General features: G+C 31.5%; 21 protein-coding genes. 4 read left to right on the top strand and 17 right to left on the bottom strand.

What is annotated here, in order from left to right; translation table 11 throughout:
• Positions 1–45: 45 nt before the first annotated feature.
• Both ACOQOS_RS01990 and ACOQOS_RS01995 read right to left on the bottom strand, forming a co-directional pair.
• On the bottom strand, positions 46–858 hold the full coding sequence (locus tag ACOQOS_RS01990; RefSeq protein ID WP_420573286.1) for an RNA polymerase sigma factor: 813 nt from the start codon (positions 856–858) through the stop codon (positions 46–48).
• Between the two features lie 343 nt (positions 859–1,201).
• Positions 1,202–2,347, bottom strand: coding sequence for a helix-turn-helix domain-containing protein (locus tag ACOQOS_RS01995; RefSeq protein WP_420573287.1), 1,146 nt, complete (start codon positions 2,345–2,347; stop codon positions 1,202–1,204).
• 282 nt (positions 2,348–2,629) lie between these two features.
• Here ACOQOS_RS01995 and ACOQOS_RS02000 point away from each other — a divergent pair, with 282 nt between their 5' ends.
• On the top strand, positions 2,630–3,160 hold the full coding sequence (locus ACOQOS_RS02000) for a glutathione peroxidase (protein ID WP_420573288.1): 531 nt from the start codon (positions 2,630–2,632) through the stop codon (positions 3,158–3,160).
• A 1-nt stretch (position 3,161) separates the two neighbouring features.
• Here ACOQOS_RS02000 and ACOQOS_RS02005 read toward each other — a convergent pair whose 3' ends face one another.
• The 12 genes from ACOQOS_RS02005 to ACOQOS_RS02060 all read right to left on the bottom strand — a co-directional run bounded on the left by ACOQOS_RS02005 (position 3,162) and on the right by ACOQOS_RS02060 (position 17,243).
• Positions 3,162–3,959, bottom strand: a complete 798-nt coding sequence (locus ACOQOS_RS02005) for a DUF1853 family protein (protein WP_420573289.1) — start codon at positions 3,957–3,959, stop codon at positions 3,162–3,164.
• A 183-nt stretch (positions 3,960–4,142) separates the two neighbouring features.
• Positions 4,143–4,694 (bottom strand): peroxiredoxin-like family protein, encoded by a 552-nt coding sequence (locus ACOQOS_RS02010; protein WP_420573290.1) that lies wholly within the window; start codon positions 4,692–4,694, stop codon positions 4,143–4,145.
• 52 nt (positions 4,695–4,746) lie between these two features.
• Positions 4,747–5,316 (bottom strand): Crp/Fnr family transcriptional regulator, encoded by a 570-nt coding sequence (locus ACOQOS_RS02015; RefSeq protein WP_420573291.1) that lies wholly within the window; start codon positions 5,314–5,316, stop codon positions 4,747–4,749.
• Between the two features lie 382 nt (positions 5,317–5,698).
• On the bottom strand, positions 5,699–6,076 hold the full coding sequence (locus ACOQOS_RS02020; protein ID WP_420575120.1) for a VOC family protein: 378 nt from the start codon (positions 6,074–6,076) through the stop codon (positions 5,699–5,701).
• 137 nt (positions 6,077–6,213) lie between these two features.
• The gene (locus ACOQOS_RS02025; protein WP_420573292.1) at positions 6,214–7,026 is read right to left on the bottom strand and encodes an AraC family transcriptional regulator; all 813 of its coding nucleotides are present in this window, start codon (positions 7,024–7,026) and stop codon (positions 6,214–6,216) included.
• Positions 7,027–7,244: 218 nt separating this feature from the next.
• Positions 7,245–7,772: a GNAT family N-acetyltransferase gene (locus ACOQOS_RS02030; protein WP_420573293.1), complete on the bottom strand. Its 528-nt coding sequence runs from the start codon at positions 7,770–7,772 to the stop codon at positions 7,245–7,247.
• Positions 7,773–7,929: 157 nt separating this feature from the next.
• Positions 7,930–10,341 carry an alpha-ketoacid dehydrogenase subunit alpha/beta gene (locus ACOQOS_RS02035; protein ID WP_420573294.1) on the bottom strand — a complete coding sequence of 804 codons (2,412 nt, stop codon included), beginning with the start codon at positions 10,339–10,341 and terminating at the stop codon, positions 7,930–7,932.
• Positions 10,342–10,567: 226 nt separating this feature from the next.
• Complete coding sequence (locus tag ACOQOS_RS02040; RefSeq protein WP_420573295.1) at positions 10,568–11,080, bottom strand: hypothetical protein; 513 nt, start codon at positions 11,078–11,080, stop codon at positions 10,568–10,570.
• A 48-nt stretch (positions 11,081–11,128) separates the two neighbouring features.
• Complete coding sequence (locus ACOQOS_RS02045; protein ID WP_420573296.1) at positions 11,129–13,945, bottom strand: metalloprotease; 2,817 nt, start codon at positions 13,943–13,945, stop codon at positions 11,129–11,131.
• Between the two features lies 1 nt (position 13,946).
• Positions 13,947–15,212: a T9SS type A sorting domain-containing protein gene (locus ACOQOS_RS02050; RefSeq protein WP_420573297.1), complete on the bottom strand. Its 1,266-nt coding sequence runs from the start codon at positions 15,210–15,212 to the stop codon at positions 13,947–13,949.
• Positions 15,213–15,253: 41 nt separating this feature from the next.
• Entirely contained in the window at positions 15,254–15,943 is a 690-nt protein-coding gene (locus ACOQOS_RS02055) for a TIGR00730 family Rossman fold protein (protein ID WP_420573298.1), read from the bottom strand.
• A 172-nt stretch (positions 15,944–16,115) separates the two neighbouring features.
• On the bottom strand, positions 16,116–17,243 hold the full coding sequence (locus ACOQOS_RS02060; protein WP_420573299.1) for a LytR/AlgR family response regulator transcription factor: 1,128 nt from the start codon (positions 17,241–17,243) through the stop codon (positions 16,116–16,118).
• 238 nt (positions 17,244–17,481) lie between these two features.
• Between ACOQOS_RS02060 and ACOQOS_RS02065 the strand changes: the two genes are divergently transcribed.
• Genes ACOQOS_RS02065 through ACOQOS_RS02075 form a run of 3 tightly spaced genes read left to right on the top strand, consistent with a single transcriptional unit; the run spans position 17,482 to position 19,322 of the window.
• Positions 17,482–17,898, top strand: coding sequence for an OB-fold protein (locus tag ACOQOS_RS02065; RefSeq protein WP_420573300.1), 417 nt, complete (start codon positions 17,482–17,484; stop codon positions 17,896–17,898).
• Between the two features lie 10 nt (positions 17,899–17,908).
• A complete protein-coding gene (locus tag ACOQOS_RS02070) occupies positions 17,909–18,454 on the top strand; it encodes a YceI family protein (RefSeq protein ID WP_420573301.1) in 546 nt (181 codons plus the stop codon).
• Complete coding sequence (locus tag ACOQOS_RS02075) at positions 18,444–19,322, top strand: DUF5777 family beta-barrel protein (RefSeq protein ID WP_420573302.1); 879 nt, start codon at positions 18,444–18,446, stop codon at positions 19,320–19,322. The genes ACOQOS_RS02070 and ACOQOS_RS02075 overlap by 11 nt, the downstream gene beginning before the upstream one ends.
• 83 nt (positions 19,323–19,405) lie before the next feature.
• Here the strand turns inward: ACOQOS_RS02075 and ACOQOS_RS02080 are convergent, their stop codons facing one another.
• The 3 genes from ACOQOS_RS02080 to ACOQOS_RS02090 form a co-directional block, all read right to left on the bottom strand.
• A complete protein-coding gene (locus ACOQOS_RS02080) occupies positions 19,406–20,317 on the bottom strand; it encodes a helix-turn-helix domain-containing protein (protein WP_420573303.1) in 912 nt (303 codons plus the stop codon).
• Between the two features lie 9 nt (positions 20,318–20,326).
• A complete protein-coding gene (locus tag ACOQOS_RS02085) occupies positions 20,327–21,274 on the bottom strand; it encodes an SDR family oxidoreductase (protein ID WP_420573304.1) in 948 nt (315 codons plus the stop codon).
• Between the two features lie 493 nt (positions 21,275–21,767).
• Complete coding sequence (locus ACOQOS_RS02090; protein WP_420573305.1) at positions 21,768–23,999, bottom strand: SulP family inorganic anion transporter; 2,232 nt, start codon at positions 23,997–23,999, stop codon at positions 21,768–21,770.
• Positions 24,000–24,058 lie beyond the last annotated feature (59 nt).

A 24,058-nucleotide genomic window follows, 5' to 3' on the forward strand; every position in this document is an offset into this window, starting at 1 on the left:
CTTTAGACGATGGAACAAACAAAAACGGTTGTAATAAATGAAATTTTATAAATCTTTGCAGGCTTTATCAATTTTAGGGTAGGTCTTTCCGTTGGCAGTGTTGGTTTGATTTAATAGAAAATCGTGCAATTGGAAATTACTACTTTTCAAAGGGTCAATTCCTTTTATCAAGGCAGTCCTTATTTTATATAGTTTTGTGGCGTCTTTGTTTTTTTCTTTGGTCAATTCTAATGTTGCAATCTTTCTTTGTGTTTCAGCCTTTGAATTACCTGTGTTACTTAACTCTGAACATTTCCAACAAGCTCCTGTTTTGTGAATGAGCGTACAATCTTCTGCAAAAACTTCTTTCATTGTCTTTCGTCCTTTAAACAACAAATGTTTTATACTTCCAACAGATTTACCCATTATCACAGCAATTTCAGCAATTTTAAAATCATAAATATCTGCAAGCATAACTGCTATGTGACGTTCCAAAGGAAGATATTTCATCACGCAAGTAAAGCAGTAATCAATGTGGTTTTTTATTTCAAAGGTATTTTTAAAATAGACGTTCATCACTTGTTCTTGCAGTTCTGATGAGTTTTTTATGGATTGACTGCAATTATTTTGAGCATTTCTCGTCCACCTTTTTTGTGCCCTGAAATGGTCTTTTATTAAGTTGTTTGCTATGGCAAATAGCCAAGTTTTAAAAGTTGAATCGCCTTTAAATTTATGTAGATTTTTGTAGGCTTTGATAAATGTTTCTTGACTTAAATCTTCAACATCTTCAGTATTTGTAACAAGTCTGTAAATAAACGATTTTAGCTTGGGTTGATTTTCCTCAAATAATTGCTCGAACTCAGATTCAGTAACTTTCATTGGGTTGCATTCAAATTTTGCCTAACGTATGTATAACAGGAATTCCTGTTATTTCTACTATAACCAAACCTATTTCATTTTAAGAATTTAGTTATTTTTAAAACTACAATTTTCTTACTCAAAGTCAAAATCATCCAAAGGATTTTTTAATGTTTTCAATACCAGTTTGCGTACTAATGTGTATAGATTTTGGTGGTCTTTGAATTTTGATTCCCTAATATATATTAGATATATCGTAAACAAAAACTTAGACTTTGGAATCATATGGGTTAGACATGCTAGGCGTGCTTTTAGTAAAGTAAATTTTAAAATATACAAATAGGTAAAAAGACAAATAACCAAATCAACCTGCCAACGATTGTAAATATTGCGTAGGAGAGAAGCTTGTAAGTTTTTTAAAGACTCTGTTGAAGGTGGCTTTACTGTTGAATCCGCATTCATAGGCAATTCCGAGTAAAGAAAGTTGTTCGTGTTTCCCTGCTTTCAGCATACTTTTGAAGGCATTGACGCGATATGAATTCACAAAATCATTAAAATTCATTTGAAAACCACTATTAATGATCTCAGAAAGTTGTCCACGCGTTACATTGGCTTGCTTGGCAAGTTCTGATAAATTTAAATCTGGATTTAAGTATGGTTTTTCACGTTGCATTAAAGCCGCAATTGCCTCTATGGCTACTTCGGGAATTTCTTTTTTAACTTCTTTTGTATTTTCAGGAATTGAGATATGTCGTGGAGAAAAACTAAAATCTAGTTTGTTTAATTTAGTAGTGTCGGTAAAATATCCTTTCAATCCAACGTAAATAGTACAAATTCCCATAGCTAAATTCAATCCCCAACGTTCTTTATAGTCTAGTTCCATAAATAAATCTCCGACTAAAGTTTGAATAGAACTGTACAAAAATAACAGACTAAACACAATGAGAAAGTTTCGAATCCAATTCAGCTCAAGCTTGAATACATTTGAAAAGTATTGCTTTATTTTTTGTCTATAATTTATAAAAAGTTGAAGAGTAAATGCCAAATAGAGTAACATCACGGAAAAGTCTAAAATTTTAAAAATAGCTTGTGCGATTTCCGTTTCGTCTACCGCAATTTTTAAAACACCATTTTGTGTTTCATTAAAACCAGGTTGTAATGCATCATATGTAAAAATGGTTAATCGATAGACAACAAGCAGAATAGGAATAGTAAAATGCCACCAATATTTTTTTCTAAATTTAAAGTTTGATTCCGTGATTGATTTTACATAAAAAAAAATTAACGGAGCAATTGCTGTTCCTACAGAAATTAAAAAATAATTGATTTTTGTAGCACGAAATGTATCATACCAACCCATAAAACCTACCGTATAACAGGTTTGCTCATAACAAGTAATTAGTAGTAAGATGACAAGAATTCCATCAGAAGCGTTTTTCTTTTCAACGTAACGTTTCAACAATAAACCAATTAAGATTAATCCTTGAATGACAAGAATTAATAATGGCATACTATACAAATTGAAATTTGGAAACATTCGTAGGTTACACTTTGATTACATTCAAATCTACTAAACTTTTTCAGTTTTTCACTGTGTTTATCGACTCACGATACGATTTGAGCCCTTCTTTAGTATAATTTGAACGTTTAATTGACATCTTTTTCACTCAACGAATGTAAACTTTGTCGAATTTTCCATTGGTCGAAATATTAAATATTTTTTGTTTACATGTTTTGTGAAAAAGTTAAACAAAATGATTATTTTTACACATAGTTTAATTTAAGAGCCAACATGAAAGTAGTAAATAAAGCTAAGTTAACTTCTAATGTTTCTAAAGAAGCTGAAGCGTATTCATTGTATGACATTGAAATTAATGATTTGACTGGAAAACCGATTTCTTTAGTAGCATTTAAAGGAAAGAAGATTCTTTTTGTCAATGTGGCTTCCAAATGTGGATTCACGAAACAATACAAAGAATTGCAGCTATTAAGTGATACATATAAAGAAAATTTGGTAGTTATTGGTTGTCCTTGCAATCAATTTGGTAAGCAAGAGCCAGGAAATTCTTCAGAGATTCAAGAATTTTGCGAACTGAATTTTGGAGTTACTTTTTTACTCACAGAAAAATTAGCGGTAAAAGGTAAAGAACAACATTCTTTGTATACTTGGTTGACAACAAAAGCTCATAATGGAAGGAAAAATTCTAAAGTACGCTGGAATTTTCAAAAGTATTTGATTGATACAAACGGAAATTTGATCGATTATTACTATTCTATTACCAAACCGATGAGTTCAAAAATTACAAAACATTTGGAGCATTAATTTACCACCAAACAACAAAAAATTGCTCGTATGAATTTCCATGCTTTTGCCAGCACAAAGGCGCATGGTTTTCCGCTAGTTTTCTACGAATTTCTGTTACTACTGAATCAAAAGCTGTCCAATTTTCGTTTAAGGAAGGATGAATTCCCCATTCTTTTTTTGAAGGTATATAGTATGTTTTTTCAGAATGATGAAGACTTTTAAAGGTTTTAAAACCAATATAATATCCTTTGATTGCCTTTTGGTAATTCTCTTGAAAACGGATTTGTGAGCTGTACGGAACAAATAAAGAAGCCAGTAAACACGATTTTTGAGAAACTTTGCTAATTTCAATTTCAGGAAGCATTGTTTTGGTAGCATCGTGATAGAGTAGCGGAAACTGTTTTTGCTTGAGTTTGTCCAGTTTTTCAATGAGAGAATCTTTTCTGTTTGGACCAATCCAATTGCTGATCGTTTCTTCAGAAATAGACGGATCATACAAATAGAATTTATATGCCAACTCTAAATGAATTACTTGTTTTGTAGCAACATTTTCAAGAATGAAATCAAGTTCTCCAATGGTATTTTTATCTTTTATGATTTGAATGTTTTCATGTAGCAGATTGAAATTAGTAGATGATTTGATAAATTCAGCTACAATTTTTTCTACCATTTGCCCCAATCTTACGTTAGTTGGGAATTGAAAATTAAGATTTGGTACGAAGTTTAGTCCAGACAACTGAAACGTAGGGAAACCAGTAATTTCTGTAGGAAGTGTGTTTGCTTCTAGTATCGCTGTTATTCTTGATTTAGTTTTCATTATTGGATTCTAAGATAACCTCTTTTTAGTATTAATAATAACAAGCATACTTAGGGCGATTTGATGGTGTTTTTCATATGAGTTATGTGTAATTGTATGTTTTAAAGAAGCAATTTAGTAAATACTAATCAATCAGAAAATCTGATAGAATTTTAATAAGTAAGCTAATGTTTGCAATTAACTTTATATGGTATTGGTGGTAGACTTCAATAATTTTTCAATAGAAATATGGTCAATAACACTACTACCATAGTACGCAATTTCAATTTTTTTATCTTGATTGATCAAAAAATCAGCAGGTATTTGATGAAATTTACCTTCCACTTTTCCGCCTGGTTTATATCCTTTTTTAGATGCTTTAATTATACTATTTACACCTTTCCAAGTGGTTGTTCTTATTAATTTTATCCAAGAAGGTTTTACTTGGTATAAGTCATATAATTCTCGATTAGGGTCTGCGATAATTGTAAAATCAAATGCATGCTCATTTTGTACATTTTTAATCAAACTATCTTTACTACTTTGGAAAACGGCTATCAGTTTGATGTCTAGCATCTTTAGCCTTTGAGATTCGTTTTTTATTTCTGAAATTCTCAAATTGCATAATGCACATTCGGCATATCTAAAGAAGGTAAGTAGTATTTTATGGTTTGATAGTTTGTTCAAGTTTATTTTGTTTCCCTGAATATCTAATACTTCAAAGTTCGGTGCAGTTTGTCCTTGTTTTAGTTTCATCTTTTTTATTTACAAAGTTGAATGTAATTAAGATAGGTTTCCTTGATTAAAATCAAGAAAATGAAGCTCTAACTCTGCTAAGTGTTTCAGGTGTCATGTTTAGATAGGATGAAATATATTTTAACGGTATTGAGTTTACTAAATGTCCGCTCCTTTCTATGAATAATTTATACCTGTCTTTTGGAGATAGTGTCGTTAATTCTATTTGACGTTTTAGATGTCCGATTAATGTTTTTTCAATGGTTTCATAATACCACTTAGCAATTTCAGGATAACGCTCCATTAGTGTATTTAAATCTGTTTTAGATATTTTTAAAACTTTTGATTCTAACGCACCAAAAAGAGATAATTCCGATGGAGTTTCAGTGGAAAATGAAATGAATGACGTAATTATTGAATTTTCATAACCAAATCCTATGACTGAATTCTTGTTTTCGCTTTCAACTAATAATGCTACACAACCAGAAACAATAAAATAAAGGTAATTTTCGGTTTGATTTTTTCTAAGTAAATACTCTTTTTTACGAATTACTACTTCGGTATTCCAATAATCACAAATTATAGAAATAGATTCTTCACTTAGATTATTGTTCCTGAAAAATTGTTCGATTTTATCTGTCATTTTATTTAATTACTACTAACCTTGAGTATAAGAAATGTAGGATAATGAATGATCACTACATTTTAAATTATTACTAAACCACATCAAAAGGTTTGATGAACTTTGTAAAAAGCACCAAACCTCGTATTAACTATAATGATTGTTAGGAACAGTAACTGTTTTAAATTTCTCTGGATGGTAATCCATTCCTATTTGTATTTCTTCCTATTCGTATTTCTTCTTATTGTAATTAGCACCCAAATATAATGTTTTGTGCCTATCTTACATTTTGAAATGCCAAATTTTAGTTTTAATGAACTAATCAATTAGCTCAAATCTTTCGAACAGACATCAAATCACCTTATGTTTTTTACTGAGTGTTAGTGTTGTGTATAGTGTTTTATTATTCAGGTTTTGTATAAGTTACAATATCAATTCCAATTCCGTTTGGATCTTTGATTGCAAAATGCCTATCTCCCCAAGGTTCATCTCGGATTTCAATTTCTATTCGGATTGCTTTTTCTTTTAATTGTTTGTAAACTTTATCAACGTTTTCAACCTCAATAGTTATGTAAACGCCTTTTCCATTAAATGCCGATTGAAAAATGGGTTTTTGTGAAGGATGATTTGGTTGTAAAAAGCTGATTTCAGAAGATTTATTTGGTGTGTGTAGCAATAGATAAAATTCGTTTTCAAAACTTACTCCAAAGTCCAATACTTCTGTGTAGAATTTCTTAGTTTCCTGTAATTTCTCAGTGATTATTCCCGTGTTAAGCTTCATTTTGTTTGTTGTTTGTGCATTTGTCCAACTTAGTGTTAGAACAAATACAGTTAATAATAATGTTTTCATTGTAAATGATTTTGTTACAACAAATTTAGATTGATAAGAAAACGAGGAATTGTAAAAATCGGACAAACTTAACGAAAGGCATCTGAAGGTGTTATACCGTAAAATATTTTAAAATTCTTAATGAAATGTGCTTGATCAAAAAAACCGACATCAAAGTATAGTTTATTCTCTTTGAGACTCTGTTTTGAAGGTTTTGCATTAAGAATATGTTGAAAGCGTACAACATTACTAAAGGATTTTGCAGTTGTACCAATATAAAAATTGAAAATCCTACGCAATTGTCTTGGACTTAAACCAGTATTGAGTTCTTTTTCAGTGTCCAAATATCCATTCTTTTTGAAAATCAAGTTTAGTGAATCTAAAAAACGCGAGTCATATTTGATATTTTGATTTTTTGAAAAATCAATAATTTTTTTGTCCAAAATTTTCGCAATATTTTCTAATGAATCCGTAGGTTTTATGTTGGAATTAATCCAGTCAGAAAAATTAGGTAAAACCATATTCAGTTCTTGTGATTGATTACTTAAAGTTTTGGCATCAACTCTGAACAAGTGTGAAAATGCAGAAGGCAAAAATCGAATGCCTATATAATCAAATTCCTTTTCGATGGGGAACTGCACGAACTTTCTACAAAATCCCATCACAAAGCTTTTAATCGGTTTTTTGTGTTCAAAAAATATGTCGATACAACCGTCAGAAACCACTCGATAATTATAATCGCTTTTTAAAACTTTCAGTGTTTTAAGTTGCCAAAAACAGTAAACAAAGTTTTCTATTTCTTTATTTGGTTGGATTTCTTGATAACTTATTTCGTTATCGTTAGATGAAACAGTTGGTTGAATCGGTTTATAGTATTTTCTTATGGCTCTTAGTTCATTCACTGTATTTTTTCTACATTTTATACAGTACCAAATATAATCATTATGGTTATTTTAATTTTGGCAGTTGTAAAATATAAGAATCTGTATTGGCAAGTTTCTTAAAATATCTGATTGAATTTAATGAGAGTGAGAGATATAAGGTTTTATATAACTTATATTCATTATTAGCAGCTAGCTTTTATTTTCTATTTGTTTTTCTTGAAAAGCTCAGAAATAGATTATTTATTTTTAAAAATAACAGGATGATATTTCTCCACGAAATGTTCAACATCTTTGTTTGTGATAAGACTTGGATATGACATTATTAATAATTGCAAAGGAGATTGATTTTCTTTGAGAGGAGGAATTTCATAATGATGTTGATTTAGTTGAAAGCCTAATCTTTGGTAAAATTTTATTCTACGTTCATTAATCCTAGAAGTAGGCAATTCGACTTCCAATATAATCGACTTGTCATTTCTCTCAATAAAATTATTTAAAATAAACTTTCCAATACCTTTATTCCTTTGTTTCACAGGTGTTGCAAAGTGATCTATGTATCTATATGTTTTAAAATCCCACCATAGGATAAATCCTAAAAATTGATCCTTGTCTATTAAAATATCAAAATGATACCTGTCATTTTGAAAAATGTAAGATTGTTCATCTAACAATCTTCGCTCTTCTAAAGGAAAAGCATCTTCATAAAGCGCCCAAGCTTTCTGAAAATAATTATCTGAAATGTTTTTTAGTCTGATGAATCTCATTTGTTACTTGCAGTACAATACCAAAATACAAGCATTGTGTGTATTTGTCTTTTAATTATGAAGGTTACTCAAATATAACGTAAATGTATATGCTTTATACAAAAAAACGCCAAACTTTATAGAAGTTGGCGTTTTGTATATTTCTGTGTGATTGCACTTAGAACAACTGCGGATAGTCTGCAGGATTTGCTTCGTGCATCATTGCGTATATTTTCTCAAATACATCTTCAACAGAAGGCTTAGAGAAGTAATCTCCATCAGTTCCATATGCTGGTCTGTGTGCTTTTGCTGTTAGCGTTTGTGGTTTACTATCTAAATATTGATAACCATTTTGTTCATCTACAATATGTTGTAAAATAAATGCTGAAGCGCCACCTGGCACATCTTCATCAATCACTAACAAACGATTTGTCTTTTGTACACTTTTTACTGTATCATGATTTTTATCGAAAGGTAATAATGACTGACAGTCAATGATTTCAATATCGATACCAACTGCTTGTAATTCTTTAGCAGCTTGTTCTATGATACGTAGAGTAGAACCGTATGAAACAACCGTGATATCAGTTCCTTCTTTGATGGTTTCTACAACTCCAATTTGTGTTTTAAATTCACCTAAGTTTGTTGGTAATTGTTCTTTTAAACGATATCCATTTAAACATTCTACTACTAAGGCTGGTTCGTCACTTTCTAATAATGTATTATAAAAACCTGCGGCTTTAGTCATATTTCTTGGAACCAATACATGAATTCCTCTAATGGTATTGATAATTGCTCCCATTGGCGAACCAGAATGCCATATTCCTTCCAAACGATGTCCACGCGTTCTGATGATTACTGGTGCTTTTTGTGTTCCTTTGGTTCTATATTGTAAGGTTGCTAAATCATCACTCATGATTTGTAAAGCATACAATAAGTAATCTAAATATTGAATTTCTGCAATTGGTCGCAATCCACGCATCGCCATTCCAATTCCTTGTCCTAGAATGGTAGCTTCACGAATTCCTGTATCTGAAACACGTAGTTTTCCGTATTTCTCTTGCATTCCTTCTAAACCTTGGTTTACATCTCCAATTTCTCCAGCATCTTCTCCAAAGATTAATGCTTCTGGATATTTTGAAAAGATCGCATCAAAGTTGTCTCTTAGTACAATACGTGCATCTACTTCTTCGGAAGCATCTCCGTAAGCTGGTGCAGTTGGTGCGATGTGATGTACACTTTTTGCAGACTCACTGTATAAATGAGAACTGTATTTTGGTTGAATTTTTTCAAAATATGTTTTAATCCAATTGCTCAAGGCTTGCTTTTCAGCGGAAGCTTCACCAATAACCAAACGCAAGGCTTTACGTGTAAATCCTGCAATTTCTTTACGAATAGGTTCTGCAATGGCAGCTAATTCTTCTTTGATTTTATTGATGAATACTTTGTTAGGGCTTGATTGTGCTAGGTTTTCTAATAAATGTACAGCTTCGGCTTGTTCTTCCTTCATTGGCGCTACAAACGCTTTCCAAGCAGCTTTTTTACCATCACGAACTTGCTTTTTGATATCTTTTTCTAAAGCAACTAAGTTTTCTTCAGTTTCAATACCGTTTTCAAGCATCCATGTACGCATTTGCGCATTACAATCATATTCAGCTTCCCAAGCTAAACGATCTTTACTTTTATAACGTTCATGAGAACCAGATGTTGAATGTCCTTGTGGTTGAGTAACTTGTTGTACATGAATTAACACAGGAACATGTTCAGCACGAGCAATATCAGAAGCTTTTTGATATGTTGCAATTAATGAAGGATAATCCCAACCATTTACCGTAAAGATTTCATAACCATTTTCGGTTTCTGTACGTTGAAAACCTTTTAAGATTTCTGAAATATTTTCTTTTGTTGTTTGGTGCTTTGCATGTACTGAGATTCCGTATTCATCATCCCAAACGCTCATTACCATAGGAACTTGTAATACACCAGCTGCGTTGATTGTTTCAAAAAATAATCCTTCGCTCGTACTGGCATTTCCAATAGTTCCCCAAGCAATTTCATTTCCGTTTTCAGAGAATTTTTCAGTGTCAATTCCGTCAACGTGTCTATATATTTTGGATGCTTGTGCCAATCCTAACAAGCGAGGCATTTGCCCAGCAGTAGGAGAGATGTCTGCACTAGAATTCTTTTGTTTAGTTAAGTTTTTCCACTCACCATTTTTATCCAAACTATGTGTGGCAAAATGTCCACCCATTTGTCTTCCAGCTGACATAGGTTCTACATCAATATCAGTATGTGCATATAATCCAGCAAAGAATTGTTGAATATTTAATTCGCCAATTGCCATCATAAAAGTTTGATCACGGTAATAACCTGATCTAAAATCACCATTTTGAAATGCTTTGGCTAAGGCTAATTGCGGAACTTCTTTTCCGTCTCCGAAAATACCAAACTTGGCTTTTCCCGTCAATACTTCTCTACGACCTAGAAGGCTACATTCGCGACTGATTACAGCTGTTGTATAATCTTGAATGATTTCTTCTTTGAATTGATCGAATGAAATATCTTGTGTGTTTTCAACTTTTGCTTGCATAGTTTTCTTGGATTGAAGTGTTGCAAAAGTACAAAAAAGGAGGCGAATTTACAATAGAGCACTCTCTTAAAAAAGTGTGAATAATTTAATGAAATAGGGTTTTTAATGCGATTTATTCAATTTAAGAGGGAAAATAACTTTTTTGCTGATAATTGTTTAATATCTTATGAGTGGAATTTTGACCGATTTTTCAACTAAAATCAAGTAAATATTTTTGTGTGTTTAACTAGTTTAATACTTTTTTGTAGACCAATATGTAATCTTTTTCATAAACTACTTTCATGGTAGTTTTTGATAATTCTGTGATTGTGTTGATAGAACCGTCAAGAAAATTTCCTTTTCCGTCTTTTTTCCACTTTGTATCAGGAAATATTTCTTGAGTTTTAACAATCATTCTTCCTTGTCTTGAATTGATAGGAATCACCATTTGATATAAAATTTCATTTTTTGATTTTATATACCAATTTCCAGTATCTGAGTTTTTGGGAGTAAAAATTTTAGTATAAGTTCCATCTGCTTTTACAATAATATCTGGTCCACTTGCATTTATAGTGATTGGTTCATGATTAGGAACCTTTAGATCGCGCTTTATTTGTTTAATCTCATTGCCAGCTTGGTCAATTACTTTTACAAATTTCCATTCGCCAATTAATGTTTCTTTTGAATTGTTTAAGTCAACTTTAGTTTGACCTATTGCTATTGAAGAAATGAAAAGAGCAATTACTACGAATGCTTTCATGTTAATATTTTATTGTTAAACGAAACGTATTTTTTAACGCTTAAAAGACTAAAACCATTTTCTTGTAAACAGTTTTGTCAATGTTTTTGGACTTAATGTAACAATGAATCGAATGCGTTGATCAAATCCAGGTTGTGCAATTTCCCAACCATTGTTTGAATATACAGGAATGTACAATTCGAAATAATCTGGAACTAAATTTAGACGAATTCCAGAGTCGTAGACAAATCGTGTATTAACACTATTGTTTTTTAAGAACCCAACATCTCCGTAGCCTTCAATCCAACGCCAAATACTGTAACTAGCATTTGCTGTACCAATCCAATCGTTAGAAAAAGGATTTTCTAGTTTTGATTTGAATCCTCCTTCAGCGACAATTAATTGCTGACTGAATAAACCTGTATCTTCTGATCGTCCATAATAGTTGTAGTCAAATAAATAATCTGTAGGTCTATCTAATGCAAAACTGAAAAAGTCTGAATTTGTATCATTGAATAAGAACTTACCAAAGAAGAAACGTACGTTTAATTGACGGTTATCTTGGAATAGTTTTCTATAGTTTAAGTTGAATGATACTTTAGAAAAACGTTTTGCCAATTGGAAGTCTGTAAACCACGTTAAATGACGAATTGGATCTGGATTTGAATATACATAGCGAGCATTGAAAACACTATAATTTGGTTCATTATCGAGTGTAATGTTTGGTGATTGTTCACGTTGTACAATTACATATCTAAAATCTAAAAATTCTTTATGGTTGGATCTGAAATCAGGATCTCTAAAACCAAAAGTTACTTTAGGAACTAAACGCGTGTATGCTAAGTCTTGTTCGTAGTTAAAGTAGTTTCCGCCCATAGTAAAGCGAACAAAATATAAGTTTCCTGGACTTTCAATATCATGACGATACGATACACTTCCAGAACCTACTAATTGTTTAGAACGCAATCCGTAAGATGGTTTTAAATCGTATAATAAACGCTTCGTTAAGAAAGTTTTGTTATATAATCGCATTCCTGGCGTGAATCCGTCATATAAGTTGAACTGCGCAATTGGAACAAAGAAAATCTGATTGTAGTGAGGGTTTTCAGCATCTTTAAAGAATGTGAATTTTAATTTTTTGTTATTGGCAAAGAAACCATTTAATGATTTCCAGTTGTCTCTTTGGTTGAATTCAGGAATAATTTTATCATAATTCAACACCAAACGATCTACACCTTCACGCGGAATGGTTACTGTTTTCTTTTCACCAATATCAGTAATCCAATATTTAGAAACTACGGTATCATTTTTTAGTCCAAATAACGAAATAGGGAAGTTGCCATCATATTTATTTTTGATTGTAACTTGTAATGAATCGTCTGTTTTTTGAACTTTTTTGATTTTGTAATCAATTCGTTTTCTTGAATCTACATAGTTTTTAAAGTACCAATCGATATCTTTTGGTGCTTTGGATTTTAGTAAGTCTTCAAAATCTTTGCGTGATGATTTTTTTAAACGATTTGTGGCATAGAATTCTTTGACAAAATCATCAATAACCGTTTCATCAAAGTATGATTTTAGATATTTTAAACCAACACCAGATTTGTATTTGTTGGCAATATTGTTGTTGAATTTAACCAATGAATCTTTGGAAGTACTTAATGGTTGATCAATATTTTTACGCGCCATCAACATAAATAAGAACGGATATTGATCGTTGAAATCTAGTTTTGCAAATTCATACGAACGAACTCCCCAAACTTTAGACAATCCACCAGTAAGTTTCATGTTTGGATAGAAGGTTTCTGCATATACCATTAGCATATAAGTTTCTAAAGCGTCAGAAATCCACTTTTCCTTTCGTGTGTCCATCCACATCGATTCTTCTAAGTTTTTCGTTAAAACAGCTTTTAAAACTTTCATTTCGTATTGAAAGTCATCTGTAAAAGGTCTTATAAACGATGGTAATTGACCCAATCCGTATACAGGATTTTTTTTGTCATCAATTTTAGAGATCATCATGTGTTTTCTAGGAAATTTTCCTAGTTTGTCATGAATGAATTGCACGACTTTATCAATGGCAATGGCTTGTTGTTTTTCATCAAGTCGATATGCATCTAAATTTGTGGTAATACTTACTTTATCTGTTTCAAATGTTTTAAATTCTGAATTTTGACGTAAAAGAACTGTAATGTCTTTTACATTGTTTGCTGTCAGTTGAATTTGACCGTTTCCTGCTTCTACAGCAGTATCAGCCGTAGAAATGAGTTTAAATTTTTCAGGATAGATAAATGTAATATTGTGCTCAGCTTGTTCTGTGTATAAATCATCAAGATTTTTGTTACTGTATAATTTCCAGCCATTATTGTAAGCTGCTGGCGTCATATAGAAGTAACGAAGGCTATAATCTCCATTTTTTGTAAAACCGTAACGTGTAAATTCGTCATAAGCGATTTTTACTTTATAGTCAAGATTGAATGTGATACTTTCGTTGGGTTGTAATGGTTTGTTGAGCGTTATTTTTATAATATCCACTTGTTCTTCAAGACGTTCCCAATTTATTTTGGTTCCATTGGCGGAAATTTGATCAACTGTTGTATTTCCACGTTTTTTCTTTCTGGCTAAGTGAAAGTTCCTGTGATATTCTTCAGCAAATCGTTTGGCTAAAGGTGTGTTTTTCCCAGAGAAAGCGTGATTCCAGTCGTTTAAATAAATTTCCGTGAGTGTTTTGCCAGTTTCGTTGACATAGATAATTTCTTGAACAATGTCTACTGTATTGGTTTCAGCATGTAAGGTAGCTTTTACCGTGTTTTTATGTTGTCCAAAAGCAGAAATGCTCAGAAATAAGGCTATGTAAAATCCGAAATGGGTGCGTATCGTATTCAATTTATTTTTTTATAAATTTTTTAGTTTCTGTGAAATTATTAATTTTCAAGTAATAGATGCCTTTTGGTAGGCTGGAAACATCTACGCTTGTAATATCATTATTTTTTGTCTTACCTGACATTAATTTTCGTGCTAAAATATCATATATAACATATTCATTGTCAATCTCAGAAGAATTTAACAAAAATGCCAACTGAGAATCAGTAATATTTCCTTTTACGAATTGTAATGTGCTGATTTTAGCAAATTCAGTAGTACTTAGTAATTGTTCATTCGTTTCTAATTCCATGACTACAGGCAAATGATCACTCATGTCATGTAAAGCATTGCGAAGTGTTTGCGAATAGCTTACGCCAGATCCTGGTACTTCTGCACAATCAGAGGAATTGATAGCACGATTGTAACAATCTGGATTTAAGTTGTTTCCAAACGATTTGTATGAGTTAGGAACGTAATATAAATCTGAGTTAGTTAATACATTTTCAGACGTTAAGATGAAATCAAAACGGTCGTCAAATCCGCCTGAAGCGCCACCTAAACCACCTTGTGTACGTGTTGATTGTGTGAGTACATCAAGAAAAGCACTGTTTGTATGCCAATCTCCCAAACGATTGATTGGATCCACAAGTGGAATGGCATTTGTTGGATCAATTAATTTTTGAAAAGTAATGTCGTTACTCGTATATAAGTTTAAATCACCAGCAAGTATTACTTTACTGTTGGCATCAATCGTAGAAAGATAGGATACGAATTCTTCTACCATTAAAAAACGACGTAATTCATCTTCAGGAGAATTTCCTGCTTTTAGATGCGTTACAAACACTTCTAAACGAATAGGATTGGTTGCTTGATTTACCGTATTGAGTTTTAATGTATACCTGTTAAAGTCTCTAAGTGTAGTAGCAATGATATCTTGTCCTTCTAAAATAAATTTAGAACTATCGTAATAGATTAGATTTTGCAGTAAGTTTGAATCATTTCCAGCATCATCAGAAGTATTATTGAAATAAACAGCTTGCGCATAGTTTGGATTGATCATTTGAAGCCTGTTCAAAATCAATCCGGCACCAAATTCATCGTTGAGTTCACAAACCATGAATAAATCAGGTTGGTAATCGGAAATAATGACTTCCAATTCATCCAATCGATCAATGGATAGTTCAGGAAAATTCAAGAGATTGTAAAACATCGTCTTGATATTTTCCTGAGCATGTATTTGTTGTAATCCTAAGCCTAGCAAGCAAAGGATAATTAATTTTCTTTTCATTTTTTCTTTTTCGGGTGCAATTTATTCTACAAAACTTCCTATTAGAAGTTAGGACTTAGATTGTATTTTCTATAGAATTCATCTAAGATATTTAATACTTCATCTTCATTATCTACAATGTGAATAAGGTCTAAATCATGCGCGCTGATGTTTCCAAATTTTTCTAATAGTATTTCTTTTACCCAGTCCATTAAACCAGACCAGAATTCGGTTCCTACCAAGATAATTGGAAATTTGTCAATCTTTTTTGTTTGGATAAGCGTAATCGCTTCAAATAATTCGTCTAAAGTTCCAAATCCACCAGGCATTACTACAAATCCTTGTGAATACTTTACAAACATTACTTTACGTACAAAAAAGTAGTCGAAGTTGATGTTTTTATCAGAATCAATATATGGATTGTCATGTTGCTCAAAAGGCAATTCAATATTTAAACCTACTGATGTTCCGCCTCCTAAATGTGCTCCTTTGTTTCCAGCTTCCATAATTCCGGGTCCACCGCCAGTAATCACTCCGTAGCCGTGATCTACAATTTTATGTGCTATTTTTTGAGCTAATAAATAGTATTTATTATCAGGCTTTGTACGTGCTGAACCAAAAATTGATACACAAGGACCAATTTGACTCATTTTTTCGAATCCGTTTACGAATTCTCCCATTATCTTAAAAAGTGCCCAAGAATCGTTTGTTTTTATCTCATTCCAACCTTTGGTATTCTTTTCTTTTCTCATGTTCATTTAAATTTTAATCAAAACGTGCTAAGATACTATTTTATGTAGATATGTTGTACAACTTTTTTTGTTATTGATGTAACAATATATTCTTTCTGTAAAGATAAAAATCAAGCTTAGAACTAGTATGCTCTTTAACAAAGTATTATGTAACTAATTAATTTAAAATTTGTTACATGTCTAACCACTTTTTAAAGACAGAAACTTTGTTTTTACCAATAATAATATCAATTTCAGAGATAGGTTGCATTTCAATTTTTAAAGCGCTGTTTCCGTATTTGATGATTTTATCGATAGCATAAATGGCGACAATGGTTTGTCGGTTTGCTCTGAAAAACAATTTTGGGTCTAAGGAAGCGTATATCTGATCTAAGCTGTCATTTGCAGTATATCGTTTTCCATCTTTTCGTACTACATACGATATAGAATTTTCTACATAAATGTATGAGATATCTGTGATTGCAATTGGCATTAGTTCGTTTCTAATGTAAGTGAGTAAACGTTGCTTAGGAATCTCTTTTATATCTTCTTCCTTTTCTTTGTTTTTTTCTATAACTTCTTGTTTTTCAGTATTGGTTTGTAGTTCAGCGATACTTTTTTGATAGTTTTCTAACGAAGTGTTTAATTTAGATAAGTTTAAAACACCATCTTCAAGTTTGGCAGTTTTACGATCAATAATACGTTCGTAATAAATTGATAGTACTCTAATAATGATGAGTAAAAGTAGAAGTAAGATGAGTCCTAAAATGAAGAATACCGTTCTTACTTGGTCTTTGAATGTATTTGTTTGAGTGTGTACATCTTCAATATTTAAATGCGCAGCAATAATTAAATCTGAACTTGGAATTGGTCGTAACGCAATTACTTCAGAGGTTTCTTTGTCATAACTTTCAATACTTGTAACATGCTGATATAATTCTTCGCCAGTGACAACACTTTTTATATTAGAGATGGTATTGCTTTTTTGATCGTTTTTCGTTTTTACTTTTGTGATGTCCGGATGACTTATTATGGTTCCAGACCAATTAAAAACAGTAAGATAAATACTTTCGTTATCACTTCCAGAAATTGCTTCTTGTATGCTATTGACGATGGTTTCTTTTGGTAGATTATTTGCCAAAGCGTTACCACTTATAACACTTACTTGTTGTATTTCTTGTGTTGCAAGATTAATGTTATTTTGAAGTAGGGTAGTACTTTTAACCTTTATGATTAAAGGAGATACGATTAGACTAATAATTAAAATATAGACTAGTACAAAACTGATTGTAGTATAAAGATATATTCTATAATTTCTCATCGACTTAACAATTCTTTTTTAAGATACTAAAATAGTACATCGATATATTATACCCGTAAATCTCAGCATTTAATATTCCTTTTTAAGTTATTATTTTCCGTTTTAAGCAGTTTAACCTATTTCAAAATAGAAGAAAAGAGTATTTTTACACCATCAATAATTGCAACGCTGAGATTGTATTAAAAGGTTTTTTACTCAATCATCAAAATTAAAATCATCTGCGCAAGTTGACTCTATTATGAACTTTAAAAAGTATTATAAATATATCTTTATTTTAGGACTAATTACCATTAGTCTATTTTTTGTATATAACTTTGTAAACAAAGGAATAGAAGATACGACAAAAATTGAAGCAGAAGAAACTTTTACAACCAACGAACTTTTATTAAAGTTACAAACTAAAGAGCAAAAACTTGAAAGCTTTATAGAAAAGGCGATTGAGATTGAAGGAGAAATTAAAGAAATTACATTTCAAGATGGGAAATATAGTTTGATTTTAAAAGGTGATTCAGATAAAACATATATATTGTGCGAAATGCAGTCCAATCAAAGTGATGATGTTTTAAAACTTCATGCTGGAGAAGATATAAAGTTGAAAGGAATTTTAAAAGGATTTCTCATGGATATCATCCTGTTGCACTGTGTAATTATATAAGAAGAATTTTATGAATAAACTTTTACTAGTATTAATTTTTATTATTTCCTCTAGTATTACCTCCGAAAGTAATGAATATATAGAACGGCAAGGACAAGTTACGTTTTTCTCGTATACTTCCGTAGAAAATATTCAAGCAACCAACAATCAGGTATTGAGTCTTTTTAATCCTGAAAAAGAAGAAATTGCCGTAAGTATTTTAATGCGTGCTTTTGTGTTTAAAAAATCATTGATGCATGAACATTTTAACGAAAGTTATATAGAATCAGATTTATATCCCAAAGCTACTTTTAATGGGCGTATAGAAGATTTAGATCTTACAAATGAAGGCACACAAACTAGAATTATAAAAGGTGATTTTACCTTAAAAGATATTACAAAACCAATAACTATAAAGGCAGATATTACAAAAACATCAGATGGATTTACCATTGCAGGAACACTCGATGTTTTGATTGATGATTATAATATTAATGTACCACCATTACTATCGCCTAATATTTCAAAGAAAATAGAAGTATCGTTTAACTTTAATTATGCGCCCTATGAAAAGTAAGCTCCTAATATTTGTACTTTTCTTAAGTATATCTCCATTTGTAACAGCTCAGAATCTGTTAGATAAGCTTAATAATGAGCAACAAGATATTGATAATTATACGATGGCTACTTTTAAAGGAACGCACATATCTATTGGGCATTCTGTAGAAACACGTAAAAAAAACACACTCGAAATTTCATTCATGTCACTTTATTGGAATATTCCTAATTCAAACGGACGTTCATTTGTGGCAGATAAAATGTCTGCGCGTTTTGGTTTAGATTATGGTATTTCAGATCGTTTGACTTTTGGTTTTGGTTATAGTGCAGGTAGTCCAAGTGGTATTTTAGATTCGTACTTAAAGTATCGATTGTTTCGACAAACAGATGATGGTAAAAATCCGTTTAGTGTTACATTACTACAAACCGCAGCCTACCGAACTCGTTTTTTAAATGGTATTGAGTCGAGAAGAGATTTTGGAAGTAAGTTAGCTTTTGCATCTCAAGTATTGATTGCCCGAAAGTTTTCAAGAAATTTTTCATTGCAAGTTTCTCCAACATTTATTCATAGAGCTTCTTCGAGATCACCTTTAGATGATCTTAATCATTTTGCAATTGGTTTTGGTGCGCGTTATAAGTTGAACAATCATGTATCTATTGTATCTGAATATTATTATTTAGCCAACGAATTAGAGTCGCGCGAAACGTTTGGAGCCTTTTCTCTTGGCGCTAATTGGGAAGTAAGTAAATTGTTATTACAGTTTAAAATGACCAACAATCCATTTTTTAATGAAGATACGTTTATTACACAAACCACAAGGAATTTCAATTTCAATGATGGAAATTTCTTTTTTGGATTTCATGCGACGTATTTTATACAGTTGTAGAGTTGTTTTTTAATATTCTGAGATTCATTGTGAAGTATTAGTGAGCGATTATTGAATTAAAAATTCTTTGCGCTTTTAAAAAATTAATTCATTTTATACTTTTCACGATATTCTGACGGACTGATACCTTCTTTCTTTTTAAATAATCTTGAAAAATAGGGTGGATACTCAAACCCTAAATCATATGCAACTTCTGAAATGGTTTTATTAGGATTTAATAGTCTGTTTTTTGCAGTATCAATCAGATACAATTGTATATGTTCGGTAGATGTTTTTCCTGTCTCTTTTTTGAGTGTATCGCTTAAGTAGCGTTGAGAGACAGATAGTTGTTGTGAGATGTATTCGATGCTTGGAATTCCCTTCTCTAACACTTTTCCAGAATCAAAATATACTGATAGTTCCGCATGAAATCGTTCTAATAAATCATTGGATAACTCTTTTCGGTTTAAAAATTGTCGTTTGTAAAAACGATTGGCATATTTTAAAAGCGTGCTTAGTTGCGAAATGATAATGTCTTTGCTAAACTCATCCTGATTGTTCTGGTATTCAATCTCAATATTTTCAACGATGAACTCAATTTGCTTTTCTTCTTTAGGAGAAAGATGCAATGCCTCATTGACAGCATACGAAAAGAAACCATATTTCTTTATTTGTTCTACTAATTCTGTTCCTTTGATAAAATCTTCATGAAAATTTATAGAGAAACCTTTTTGTTTGTATACCACAGTTTTATCCCATTGCAGCACTTGTCTTGGAGCAATAAAAATTAATGCGCCATTGGTAAAGTCATATTTTGTGCGCCCATAATTAACATCACCTTTTACAATTTTCTTTAAACTAATGGAATAGCAATCATTAGTAATAGGAGGAGAACTCTCTTTCGGACAAGGAAGATAATCTTCGCCTTTTACAGCGAAAACACTGAGCATTGGATGTTCTGGACGCGGAAGTTTAACGTATGCTAAATAAGCAGATAATGTTTTAAAATGTTCCATTTCGTTAATTTACAAATTCCATTTATAATTTGTAGCTTTTTCAGATACTGTCCAAAGTTTTGTAGCCACAGATTTGTCTTTAGCGTATGGTTCTAATTTACATACGCCGACTGGTCCAGTCCAATTCATTTTTCCTGTTGGACCATAATATGCTTTTTGGTTTAATTTTTCTTCTGTAGCACACATAACTTCTGGGTAAGCTCCTTTTTCTGCTGATTGAACTAAAGGTGTCATAGACAATAATCCAAAAATAATTCGATCTCGTAAACCGCCGCTATTTTTAATCAATGATGTAGCGGAAGCGCCAGGATGACACACATATATTTTTACATTTTTATTAGCAGTTTTAATTCGATCTTGTAATTCGTAAGCAAACATTATTTGCGCCAATTTACTGTGGCAATAAGTATTCATAGGATGGTAATTACTATTCCAATTCATATCATCAAATTGAATAGTTTTAATCCCCATTTTGTAACCTTCGCTTCCCACAACAACAATACGTCCTTTGGATTGTTCTATTTTTTCATAAAGTAATCCGCACAATAAAAAATGACCGTAATGATTTACACCTAACTGACTTTCAAAGCCATCTGTAGTAAACTTTAGTTTGGGGACTTGTGCAATGGCAGCATTACAAATCAACGCATCAATCTTGGAAATCGTTTCATTTACTTCTTTTGCGGCATTCCGAACTGAATCAAGCGAAGCTAAATCCATAATAATGAATGAAATTTTAGCGGTTGTTCCAAATTGTTCCTTAAGTTCTTCGGTTGCTTTTTGTGATTTTTGTTCGTTTCTATTCAGCATCACTACTTCAGCATCTTTACTTAATAATATTTTTGCAGCTTCAAAGCCAGCACCTGTGTTAGCTCCAGTAATGAGGAATGTTTTGCCTTTTAGGTTATCTATATTATTAGGAGTCCAACCCTTTTTTCCAAATTTATTTGTATTCATCTTTACTTGTGTTTTTATTGTTTAAAAGAATAAAACAAAGGTCGTTGTAAAGTTGTTTTCAAACGTTATACACATTTTCGTATTCTGTATACTTTTTGGTTTGATTAATTTTTTTATAGTTTTTCTTTATAAAAGGGTTTTATTCTAACCTGATATAATTCATCTAAACTTAATTAGTTTTTTTATTCCAACTTTTCTTCATTAGGGAATTTGGATATTGAATATTTAACTCAAAAAAATCATCATGTACAGAAAGATAATAATTTTTAGTTTTGACTATATTCTGAATATTACTATATCTTTTATAATCTCTATAGTATATAGCTCAAAATTCTGTTCTAAATCCAATGAAAATATGTGGAGTTGTATCTTCGTGAATAAAAACTACCTAATCAACCGAAAGTAGAGAATGCTTCCTTATAAGATATTAGATCGCATTATTTTCATTTCATTAGCTTTTTTAGTAGGTTTCTTACACTGCCTAAAGTTCTAGTTATGATGATATCTTTGCATTTAAAAGCGTAGCCAATTCTTTACCATATTCTATAAATGCAATTGTTTCATCTGTACGCGCCAATTTGATTTTATCAAAAATTATGAGTGCTTCACCATTACTTTCTAAATGATAAATTTGATGATTTTCAAAAAAGCGAATAATTTCATCTGTAAAAAATGATCGAATTTCAGCTTCATTATTCCCCATGAGTAGGAATTTTTTAGAAAAATCTGGATACATATCAAAATCAATGTCTTTATATCCTGTAAATGCCATCACTCGGTCAAATATTTTTTCTAAAACACCTTCTTTTTCCATTGTGAAGACAGGTATTTTTTTATTCAATTTTAAGACCATTAGTGTTGTGTTAAACGTCTCAGCTGTAAAAGCCTGTCCCTCATTGTATGTGACATCTGCAATCTCCCAGGACATATCTACATCTTTAAATGTTCCTTTAAGGCAATTATACTTGCGTTCAATAGGTCTAATTTCAAAAAAGTGGAATTTCTTCAGATAAATTGTATTCCAATCTACCTGACTTGCATATTGATAATCTTTTTCTGTTGCTAAATTTCGTAATCGTTTTTGTCTTTGAGATAATTTAGAAGAACTAGCTAAACTAATTTTTAAAGCTCTATTGTATGTAGAGGATGAAACATGCGAATCTAACCCAGTAATAAAGACTTTACCACCTGTAGCTCTTTGTATTTTTAGATATTCTACAAGATAATCCATGTAGGTCATACCTACCAATCTTGTTTCTGATAAATCAATATTAACATCAGCTCCAGAAGGAATTTGAGCTACTAGTTTATCTACTTTTATGATACCTAAGAAATTCGCAATACCTCTAATTTTTAAATCAAAACTACCGTCTGGTCGCTTTACCAATTTTGTACGCGATTTATAAACCATTTTAAAGAATTGTGGAATGGATAGCTTTGCTAATAACATATGGGTTACAAGTGCCAATAACAATCCACCAAGTAAACCAATTAATAAATTAGTATAAAGGGTTAAAATCATTGTCCCAATAAAGAATACTAATTGTTCAGTTCCTTGATTGTACACTTGTTTGAAAACTGCTGGTGATGCTAATTTAAATCCAGTGTATACAAGTAAAATTGCAAATGCACATAACGGTACTTGCCTCATGATTGGGCTCAATACTACAATAAAGAGTAATAATAAAAGGCCTTGATACATATTAGACCATTTTGTTTTTGCTCCATTGTGAATATTGACTGTACTTCGAATAATTACAGCAATGATTGGCAAACCTCCAATTAAACCAGCTACCATTGTGCTTAATCCTATACCTGTTAAATCTTTATTTAAATCGGTTTTTCGTTTATAAGGATCAATTTTGTCCACTGCTTTTGCTATGGCTAAAGATTCAATACTTGTAATAATTAACATGGAAAATACGGTCGTCCAAAATTCAATAGTATTGATTTTACTAAAATTAGGATGCATTATTGAATCTGTGATCGTATCGGGAATATCTAGCAATAGAGTAGGACCTACTTCATATGCTTTTCCAAAGATTGAAAGTGTTTGTACGTCAAAGAAATTGAAAGCATACACAAATGGGATAGAAAGCGCTATAACCCACATTGGTGCAGGTAAAAGATGAAAGAAACGGTTGCTAATTTTGGAATGAAATAGTAATAAAAGTAATCCTGATAAGGCAATAACAACCACAAAAGGATTGGCTTGCGGTAAGTATACAACTGCATCAATAAGATTTTGTATAATACTAGGGCTGTCAGAATGTGTGCCCATAGCTACATGAATCTGTTTTGCAAATATGATAATACCAATGGCTGCTAAAATACCTTGAATTACGGAACTATGAAAGATGTCTGCTAATCGTCCCAATTTCAATAATCCTAATAACGTTTGAAGCGCACCTGAAACAACGACTGCTGCTAATACATAGTTAAATGCTTGACCAGAACCATCATCCATTAATGTAATTCCTAAAAGTATAACGCCAATAACTCCTTTAGCAGGTCCGTTGACAGATATGTGTCCTCCACGATAAAGAGTTGTGACTACACCACCAACAATTGCTGAAAAAATACCAGACATTGCAGGAGCTCCAGCTGCCAATGCAATACCCAGTGAAAGCGGTAATGCTATGAGCGCTACACTCACTGCCGCAATTAAATCACTTTGCCAATTTTCAATTAATCCCTGAATGCCATTTTTGGGTGTATTTTCCATTTAATGTAATGATAGTTTATAAATATTACCTTAATCGACTAAAATAGTAAATATTTGGA

Source organism: Kordia sp., assembly GCF_965224175.1.
Lineage (GTDB): Bacteria > Bacteroidota > Bacteroidia > Flavobacteriales > Flavobacteriaceae > Kordia.